The organism is Pseudomonas sp. IT-P218, assembly GCF_949767605.1.
GTDB lineage: Bacteria > Pseudomonadota > Gammaproteobacteria > Pseudomonadales > Pseudomonadaceae > Aquipseudomonas > Aquipseudomonas putida_AE.
Map to the genome: position 1 here is coordinate 1 of NZ_CATKQQ010000042.1, position 4073 is coordinate 4073.

The 4073-nt window shown below is 50.8% G+C and carries 2 protein-coding genes and 1 pseudogene; all 3 read left to right on the forward strand.

What is annotated here, in order from left to right:
- The coding region (locus ACM6I6_RS20400; protein WP_414920637.1) for a hypothetical protein at positions 1-2286 on the forward strand (2286 nt) is incomplete at its 5' end.
- A 14-nt stretch (positions 2287-2300) separates the two neighbouring features.
- Positions 2301-3326, forward strand: coding sequence for a formylglycine-generating enzyme family protein (locus tag ACM6I6_RS20405; protein WP_414920638.1), 1026 nt, complete (start codon positions 2301-2303; stop codon positions 3324-3326).
- A gap of 285 nt (positions 3327-3611) precedes the next feature.
- Positions 3612-4073, forward strand: a pseudogene (locus ACM6I6_RS20410) (hypothetical protein); the annotation flags it as partial.

Sequence of the window (4073 nt, forward strand, 5' to 3'; positions counted from 1 at the left end):
CCTGAATGCATGACCGAAGCCAATACCCATGTCGCTGAAAACCGGACCAGCAAGCAAGCCCCTATTGTGGTTGCGCCTCACCAGTCGCCCCAATGCTACTTTCGCCCCGAGACCGAAGAGCTGGTCTTTATAACGGACACCGAGGCGGGCGAGTTCGAACAACACTGGCAAGAGATGGCCCGCCGGATAAATGAGTTTCACCTGGCCAAAGAGCGCTACTCCAGGGCATTGGAAAATTATGCCAAAAGGGCTTCAACCTCCGCCCTGCCTCCCCTGGAAGCTGAAGCGCATGCCAAGGAAATCACGGCGGCGGAAAATCGACTGGAGGCAGAACAAGAGGCTCTACACAAGAAACTCGGCAGTTTTTCCCAGGAAAAAATGAGCTACGACGACGTCGTCGAATTGCTTCCGGTAGCGGGAACGGCGAAAGGCAAACGCGGGATCAGGCCCGTCCGCTATGCCTATGTCAAAAAAGGCTACTTCAGCAAAGGCCAGGAAGGTCGCAAGCTGCACACGGTGTCCTTGAAAGGCAACCAGAAGAAAGGCGCCGAGAACAGCATCTACGGCAAGGACAGGCACGGTAAACGCCGCATCGATACGCACAAACTCAAGGAGCAATTGACCGCCTTGGAGTGGCCAAAACTGAAGCTGGAGTTGAGCGATGTCATCAAGTGGACCGGTCTGGATTTCGACCCTGAAGCCTTGAATCAGGACGTTACCTTGTTCGACTGGGCTGAAAGCTGGAACAAAAGCTTGTCGGGCAAGACCGAGTTGGGCGCGAACGTCGACGTTTCCGGTGCCGCGCAGTTCATGCGCTTTGTGTCCAATGTCGGGGCCAGCGCCGAATTCGACCCTGGCAAGGGCAATGTCGCGGTCAAGGGCGAAGCCAAGGCCAGCCTGACCATCGCCTCCGGCATGGTTAACCTCAGTGCCTATGTACCGGACCGCATGGGTTGGTCGTTGTCCTACACCAATGCCAAAGGCAATCTCTTTGACATGGGCATGTTGCGTTTGCACCTGGCGCCTGAGTTGTGCGGTTTCGTCGGTGCCTCGGTAACGCTCGAGGGGCAATTGCAGGTTGTGACCAAAGGTGATCAGCAATTGCTCGCTGGCCAGCCCAATGGCCGATTACCCCGCTTCAAGGAAAGAAGAACCAGGGGCGCGGTGTTCCATAAGCAAATGGCCGCCGGAGATGAAGGCCTGCAACTGACCGGTGAAGCCTTCGCCGGCGCCCGGGTCGAGGGCAGCCTCAAGGGTGGCTTGCAATGGCTCAAACCCACACCACCGGCGGACGCCAACTCCGGCCTATTGAAATCCAGCGGCGAATTCGTCGACTTCTGCAGTATCAACGGCAGCATTGCCGGTTTAGCTGGTGCTGGGGCCGGTGGAAAGTTTCACTGCACATTTATAAACGGGAAGTTCTGTTTTCATGTGGCCGCCAGTTTGTGCTGGGGGTTAGGGGCTAAGGGCGGGCTTATATGTGAGGTGGGTACAAATACGATTGTGGAATTTGGGGCTTGGTTGGTTTATCAGCTGTATCGATTGAATTACAGTTTTTTTGATTTGGTGAAAGAGGATGCATTTAATGCATATAGTCAATATTGCGTTATGCAAATGGATGAGGTGAAAGATAATATTTATGAGCGATTTGTGAAGTTGCAGAGTGATGTTGTGGAAGTTGGGGATGAATTTGTAAGGTTTATAAAAAACATTGCAGATGAGAACAAAAGCAATCTGGAATCATCAAGGAGACGCAATCAGCTCGCGACAAATATAAATAGTAACGTCGACAGTTTGTTGAGATACACCCCAGAGGCTAAGGGGATATTGCTTTACCTGCTCACCCGTCATGGCACTTGGGATCATCTCGATCCGAACAATTACGGAAAGGGCTTGGTACTCGACATCTATCAGGATCGTAAGACAGCGGTGATCTGGATACTCAGAAGCATTCAGACCCGCGCCGAGTGGCGCAAAGTATTTTGTCGCATGACACCTGACGGCTCTAATTTGGCAGAATCCGAAGTCGAACTCCTGATAATCGAACAACAGGAGCAGAAATTAGTGGATTTTCTGCGAGAGGGACTTAATCGTGATCTGGATTTGCATAAGGCGAAACGCGAACTGTCGGTTATTTATGAGCGGATAAAACCTGGTGCTGTTTGGGGGTATGCTCTAGCCATGAATGATACTGCCTATTATCAAATCAATTCTCTTGATAATCACCGTTATCCCGATGATTGTACTTTTGGGCCGTGTGAATCAGAGACGAAGCGGTGGATTTGATACGGGAGGTGGTTATGAAGAATTCAAGTATTACAGCTGTGTTGCCCGTTGTTCTAATGATGGGGTGCGAGCAGAGTGACCTCTCTCAGGGAGCACTCGAGGGAAATTTACCCTCGCAAGAACTGCAGGGGTTTATTCAAAAGGTTAAGAGTAATCTCGTATTCGTTGAGGGTGGTGAGTTCTTGATGGGGGACTACGGTGTGCAATATGGCCCTGAAAGGCTCCCTTATGACTCAGATAAAGACAGTAAGCCATTGCATAAGGTTGAGCTAAGTAACTATTCAATTAATAAGTACAAAATTACCAACGAGGAGTTTCTGTTCTATTTGAAGAGTAGGGGTTTGGAACTTCGGCAAGATGTCGGTGATGACTTCAAGGCTATTAGTACAATGCCAACTACCCCGGCACATATGGATTGGGTGGAGGCTGAGCAATATTGTAACTGGCTCAAAAATATCAGTGACGTACCTTTTGGATTGCCAACCGAAGCCCAGTGGGAGTATGCGGCGCGAAGTCGTGGGCAATTTTTAATGGTGGCTACTGATGATGGTACCTATAAAGCGACTGATGACGAAGTAACCGAAGATTGGAAAGATGGGCCCAAGGGTATCAATATTTCCAGTTCATGGGATCGCAAAATTTTCGCCAAAGAGATGGGCTGGAAGACTGGTACTTTTACACCGCTACCTGTCGATAGATTTCCTCCGAATCCACTGGGTCTCTATTCAATGTCCGATAATGGATATGAATGGGTCAAAGATTGGTATGATCCAAATTATTATCAGTATTCATCGCTTAAAGATCCCCAGGGGCCGAGTGAGCCTGTTTATAAAGACGCTCGTTCGAACCACAAATACGCCAAGGTACTACGAGGAAAGGATTTTGCCGATCCGAGTTGGGGAGGTGGTGTAAACGTGCATAGGAGTTATAAAAGTCCAGATGGTACTCAGCCTAGTGTTGTTACTGGAATGGGTGATCTACTGATTCTTAAAAATAAAACCGCCCGCTGCGTAGTCAATCATCCGCAACCCATTAAGTGAGCGCGCAGGCCTTTCATTCAAAGATGGCATTGCTCCGCTGGCGACATATGGATTGACGCTATGTGTCAGTGCATCACTGATGCTCGCTGGTATTAGTTCAGGAAAAAATAATGAAAGTCTTATCCAAATACATGTTCTCAATGGTGGGGATTGACCTGCCTTTAAGTGCGGTGACGTCTTGCAGAAACATCAACGACTACCTGAAAGAGGCCGTTCCGGATGGGTATCGTTGTGATGGTGGTTGCACCTTAATCACGTCGTTGCCCCGGGCCGGGAGGCTGTAACGTGCCGGTCGATCTTCGAGCCTTGGCCGAGAAGCGCGTGTTGCCCATGCCACCTCGCGTATGGCGGTGGTGCCTGGTGGTGGTGCTTTGCGCTTTACTGGGCGCCGGCCTGGTGATTTTGCTGTGGCCGCAAGACCTTTGGCAGATGCCTTTGTGGTACTGGTGTTGCGTTCTGGTTTTTCCAGCAATCACCGGATTGATGCTGTTTGCGTTGCGACGTTTGATTTATGAGCGTCAGCATGACTTTGCGCAGAGCTGGAACCTGAGTCGCAGCGAGCTGGAGCAGGCGCTTATTCAACAAGGACAGCGTTCGATAGCTGTGTTGGCAACGTCCTACTGCACGGCGGCGGGTAGCAATCAATTGGCTCGCGCGCTGCGCGGCGGTAGCAAGCCGCTGCAGCCCACTTATCTGACACAACCCGCGATCACAATGCGCTTGAGCCAGTTGGCGCCCGAGCCGAGG